Here is a 5833-nt window from a genome sequence, read left to right as displayed (position 1 = left end):
AACTGTATGGATGTCTATGAATTGAGAGACTCAGCATAGACAACACTGGGTAAAGCTGATAGTAACTCATCATCGTAAATAAGGTTTCCAAAGATATGATCTCCCGACCCTAGAGATAGAGGGTAGACGGATATCATCAAAAACCCCTTGAACATATCGGTACACGCCCTCAGATGACTACTTACGCTATCGGTTCTGAGGTACTACTCTCGCCTTACTGCCAATAACACAGTCGATTTAATCGGATGCTTTGTGACAGAGATGTTGTATCCAATACTGCGTATATAGACTAACAAAGAGCGTGAATTATTTGCAGATAAGTGCGACCATTACTCATGGTATACATCGGAAAATTCCGTGCCATTATACCTGCTTCGTCTGGTGTAAATGACAAAATTGAGTGACTCAAAAAAGGATAAAGTTAATTTTATCTGGTCATAATTGTAGGAGTGGAATAACTGGGTTTGCTGTGTCTAATAGACAGTACTATATTTGGCATTACCCATGCAGCTATTTGAACGGTAACACACCAGTTGTATGTAAAGAGCTGACAACACTCCCTGGGTAAAGAAGTTAAAGAGTACTATCAGCTTTGTAATATTGGTTTCAGGAGCAAAATCACATGCTTGAACTTCAGTTAAGCAAAATGAAACTATCTCTTTGAATCAAAATAATAAAGTACTACTATAGTGTGTTTTCCATCCTTACCGCCCACGCATCTGCTAAGCCAATTAGTACACCTTTAAACTGTTTTTTAGCAGCAAGCTTAAATAAAGCTTTAACAATGAAGTTACCTTTTGGAGTAGCTTCAATATAAATACTGAATTCCGCTCCTTGCCCCTTTGGGATCACAGACCATTCACCGTGCAATTGAGATAAGGGATACGGGTAGTTTTCGGCCTCTGTATGGATGTTAAAGCCATAAGAATGGTTTTCTTCATAAAAGTCGCAGGTTTCAAGCCAGTTTTCACCTTTTGGGCCATAGCAACGGCGTTGCATTCCAAGGCCATAACCAGAGACCACTTCAACTTTTGAAATATTGCTGGCCACATCCGCATAGCTTGGATGGTCGGTCATTACACTCCAAACCACATCACTTGGTGCATCTACAGCCCTTGTAACCTTTGCAATCAGTTTTCCACCTGAGTTATAAACGCTCGCGATGCTCTTAAGTGGAGTGATTTTCTTTGCTCCAGCATATTGTCCCCATGCTATGACCACAACCAATGATGCAATAACGACGATGGTAGCTTTGCCAAACTCCGTGAACAAATGTCCATCCACGCTTAACAGCATCACACTGGCAATAATCCAGCCCAAATTCATGAATGTAATAAGCAATACTTGTTTTTTAGATACAAGTTGATTCTTTGCCAACAACATTAAATCAATGGCAAAGAAGAGCAACCCTGCGCCAAGTATGCGTAAAGTTAAAACCTGCCAGTTTGCACCTTGTATAAATAACATATCGGCAGCAATGTTCGGTGAGAGTATGAAAACCAAACCTATTAGCATTGAAAATACTGCATTTATGCTTAGAAACAACCGGGCAGTTTTTGAATTTTGCATGGTGGTACCTCCATTTTTTCTTTCACTTCTAGTCTTACTTGCATATGATTTAAATTCAATTACCTTATAGGTAATTGACTGACGGCGGGTCGTTTGAGATATTTAATTTATGAAATTTAATTCGAATTACATTGATACGGGCTTTCCGTCATTTCTCAAAAACTGGCGCCAACGTAGGAGGCTTAGTCAATTGGAACTATCGCTTTTGGCTGGCATGTCACAACGCCACATAAGCTTTTTAGAAACCGGACGTTCCGAACCTACACGTTTTTCTATTGCACGGCTTTCCCTGGCCTTAGAGATGCCTGCTGCCGAAGTTGATGCGATGCTGTTATCCGCAGGTTTTTCTGCCAGAACATCGCGTAAAGGTTGGAACGATAAGACAAGACATGCCGTTGATGCTTCAATTGATCATGTTCTTGCTGGCCATGCACCATATCCGGCTGTTTGTGTTGATCGTATTTGGAATTTACAAAAAGCCAATGAATCGGCGCAAAAATTTTTTGAAATCATCGGCGTATCGGGTGATAGTAATCTTCTGCGTGAGGTTATGAAGCCGGGCTGTCTTAGAGACAGTATAATCAACTGGGATGACACAACGCACGCTTTGTACCGAATGCTAGAACTAGAGATTGCGCGAAGGCCTCACGATGAAGATGCCCATGCCCTTGCCACCGAACTGAAGGAGCTTGATGGTGTGTATGAATTGATCTCAAAGCCAATGACCCAAGAACCACAGCCCGTTTTAGCAATTCAATTTAATATTGAGGGAGAAACGTTGGATTTATTTTCTCTCATCGCAACAATCGGAATGAGCTCAGATGCCATTTTTGATGATCTTAGAATTGAAACCCTCTTACCTGCAAACGACATAACACGCTTGTGGTTTGCAAAGATATTCTGCTAGTTTTATTACCTTGCTGCGGACATTGAGCTCGTAAATGGCTTTTTGTAATTCCTTAGCATTAAGACAACAATGCATAAAGATAGGATAATGAATAAAATAAAAAAGCCAAGAGCTTGCTTGTGAAGCAGAATTTTTCCATCAAAATGGAAGGTAGTCTTAACGTCTTTCGTTAAACGCTCACCAATTTTTGGGGTTCATTCCAACAGCGGACACTAACCCTAATAAATGATCTTATTAAGGCTCCGTGTCCGCTTTCCCCCTTCTAACTCTCGCCTAAAATCTCCTGTCAATTTCCGGTCCCACTGAGTCAGAAAGTTCTTATTACTGTGCGTAATTACCTGTGCGTGATTCTGTGCCAAGATTAACCTTCATTAACTAATGTGTGTTAGTCAGGCTGAAATTAGAGCTGCTTATCGCAATCAAGAATTGCGTGCCCTGGTGGTGGAATTGGTAGACACAAGGGATTTAAAATCCCTCGACGTTCGCGTTGTGCCGGCCGAAATGTCGGACCATCAGTCCGGCCCGGGGCACCATCTAAATATAAGGCGCGTTGGCAGAGTGGCTATGCAGCGGATTGCAAATCCGTGGACCTCGGTTCGACTCCGGGACGCGCCTCCATATTTATGGCTAAGCCATACAAATCAAACCAGCCTAGTGCTGGTTTTTTTGTGTTTGGAATTCAGGGGCACTACACTCTGAAATTTTCCCTCCATTTTATCTCTTGTTCTTCGTGTTATTTTCCTGTGCTTACCTATATGAAATATCAATGACCAAGGCTAATATGATGCTTGTCACGAATTTTGGGTTAAATTTTGTTGAGCATTCCATTGCTTTATCATATTCAGAAACGAGAGTAGTTGTGTAGTGATGAGCGGAGTAGACTGAGCCTCTTAATAAATATATAGACTAGATTAACAATGTTCAGAATATGTTATAAGTGTTTGGTAAATGCTGTTTTATGTCTTATTCCGGTTGTCAGTTTTGCCGGAGTTAAGATTGACTGGGAGACTGTCGAGAATAGAAACCTAGAAGTAATTATTGAGCGACACAAAGTTCAGGATTTTGTTTTTAAAGAGCTGTTGCCCTCCGATGCGAAGAAGTTTCCTACTGTACTTGAACAATTACACTCGGAAGATTGGGCGGTAGTGACAACAAATATTAAGACCGGCTTTGAGCGGAATGATAAAGCTATTCCTATATGGATTAATTTTATCAGTCAGGAACATCGTATTTCAGACGATACCTCTGAAATTCTTATACCAAGTATCAAGTCGCATGCGAAGGACTATTCTGGTATTAGCATGAAAGGTGAGATAAGTAATCAAGGTAAGACAGTTTTTCATACTGTAAGTCCTGATGAGGTGTCTAAAGAGACCAAAGAGTCTCTGAAACTGGTATTTGCAAAGCTGATGAATATGCAACCTAGAATAAGTTTGGATTTAGAATATGGTAAGCCTTATGTGGTAAAAAATGCGTTGGATGAGGATTTTTTCGGTGTGATGGGAATGCGCGGTGAGTTGGTGACCACTTACACTTTAAATGGAACTAAAGATGGTGTTGCTCAGATCAGTTATATCAGTGACATTCAGATAGATCTTACAATTACTTCAGAACAGAGTGAATTAGGTACAGATATTTCTCCGAAGGCAATTACTAAGGGGGAAATTTTCTATGATATACAAAACAGACTGGTACGAGTTCATAAGATGACAACTTTAAGTGAAGGTGTGATCCCTTATGCTTCTGCAAAAGTTGATATGAAACTGATCCAAACGGATATTATCCGAAATAAGCTACTGCAATGAGTGTGTTGACTTATTCCTTGGAGGGGCTGACTGCTTTTTTGCTTTTGGAATGTGGACTTACATCTTCATACACAGCGACTAGCCATTCATACACACCTGTACTTAATGATTGAATGAAGATGGCATACTTGTCATAAATTCTTCGAAGAAGAAGTGTGTTGTGAATAAAGTTATTGTTGGCTCCCTAGCCATAGTTTTTGCCGCTATTTCAGGCTGTAAATCGAACTCTGCATCTCAATCCGATGTTCATCGTGAGCTATCGGCTCAAACTCTGTCGCTTGGAATAAACTATGTGCCTGAAGAGCTCTCTGAAACTTATAGTAGCCTACTTGGTTTTAATCGTTATACCAAGGTGACAGCGCCAAACGGCAAGGCAATTCACATCATTGCGCAGGATAAGCTTTCTGATAATCAGATCATCAGGGCGCGTTCAGTGCTCGAGCATTACTTGATGCCATATCCCGGTTCAGAGTACGGCGCAGATAAAACAGCCGTAGCCAATAGGATGGCTGAGAACGATGCGATATTACTGTTGCTTAACGGTAGTGATGATGGCACTAATCGTGCGGCTGAACTTGACGGACAGCCGTTATATCGGGATGAAATTCAAGTTGAGGGGCATCACTGGTACATAGAGCAAAACTATGACCACCGTGATGCGACTTTCGAAGAAATACTCCACTTGGTTCATGATACTGGTATTGGCGTTGATCAGTACGAGAGCTTTATAGGTATTTTACCTGCCTATCAAGCGGAAATCCGCAATGCACAGGTTTCAGCGCTTGCTGGTGGGATTTGGGGGATTGGCTCAGAGAGCCAGGATTGGATTGAAGAGCTGAGAGATGAAAATAGTCTGTCTCAGGAATATTTAGCTTCTGTTGTCGATTCCTATTATGGTCTTTGGGGCGCATGGACGGAAAGTAAGTCTCATGGTATGTGGGGTGTGTATATTGCAAAAACGCGTGATGAGATTTTGTCAGAGGACAAATTGGGTGCGCAGTTAATGCGCAATAAGTTCTTTCATCCGTACCTCACTTATAATGCAAGAATCGATGAAAGTTTCAGTGGTGATTTCAGTTTGCGCTTTGATCAGAACAATCCTTATACCCATCATTCACATTACCTGAAAGATATCACCTTGACGGGAAACAACGATGTTAATGTGATTGTTAATCAACTCGATAATGACATCACGGGTAATTACGGGAAGAATACGGTTATTTTTTCTGGGGACTCCTCTCAATATCATATATCGAGTAACCAGGACGGTAAGGTAATGGTTTCCGATCTGATTGATGGTCGGGATGGGGTAAATACCCTTAGCCATGTCGAGCTGGCTGAGTTTAAAGATAAGATTGTGTCTCTGTAATGCGAATCTCTTTTGATTGTTATCATCAATTCCTTGGTCACACTCACACCGCGGCTACTATTAACGTAAGTTCGGCTAACACCATGTAATGCCATGGAGTGCATTAAACGTGTGGGGGTAGTCGGTGTGGTTAATAGTGATGGAGAAACAAAATGAGAAAGACACATCTTGTTCTAGCGGCCA

4 protein-coding genes and 2 tRNA genes are annotated in these 5833 nt (G+C 41.3%); 5 read left to right on the top strand and 1 reads right to left on the bottom strand.

Annotation, left to right across the window (positions count from 1 at the left end; genetic code table 11):
• Positions 1-684: 684 nt before the first annotated feature.
• Entirely contained in the window at positions 685-1569 is an 885-nt protein-coding gene (locus MHN01_RS14260; protein WP_239411948.1) for an SRPBCC family protein, read from the bottom strand.
• 109 nt (positions 1570-1678) lie between these two features.
• On the opposite strand from MHN01_RS14260, the gene MHN01_RS14255 reads away from it, so the two are divergent.
• From MHN01_RS14255 to MHN01_RS14235, 5 genes are all read left to right on the top strand, one after another.
• Positions 1679-2476 (top strand): helix-turn-helix domain-containing protein, encoded by a 798-nt coding sequence (locus tag MHN01_RS14255; protein WP_255725276.1) that lies wholly within the window; start codon positions 1679-1681, stop codon positions 2474-2476.
• Between the two features lie 432 nt (positions 2477-2908).
• A tRNA-Leu gene (locus tag MHN01_RS14250) sits at positions 2909-3009 on the top strand.
• Positions 3010-3020: 11 nt separating this feature from the next.
• Positions 3021-3094 (top strand) — tRNA-Cys (locus MHN01_RS14245).
• A 323-nt stretch (positions 3095-3417) separates the two neighbouring features.
• Positions 3418-4281: a hypothetical protein gene (locus MHN01_RS14240; RefSeq protein WP_239411946.1), complete on the top strand. Its 864-nt coding sequence runs from the start codon at positions 3418-3420 to the stop codon at positions 4279-4281.
• A gap of 160 nt (positions 4282-4441) precedes the next feature.
• Positions 4442-5650, top strand: coding sequence for a hypothetical protein (locus tag MHN01_RS14235; RefSeq protein ID WP_239411945.1), 1209 nt, complete (start codon positions 4442-4444; stop codon positions 5648-5650).
• The last annotated feature ends 183 nt before the right edge of the window (positions 5651-5833 follow it).

Source organism: Photobacterium sp. OFAV2-7 (genome assembly GCF_022347985.1).
Lineage (GTDB): Bacteria > Pseudomonadota > Gammaproteobacteria > Enterobacterales > Vibrionaceae > Photobacterium.
The sequence above is the reverse complement of the archived record's forward strand: the minus strand, read 5'-3'. Positions and strand labels throughout refer to the sequence as shown.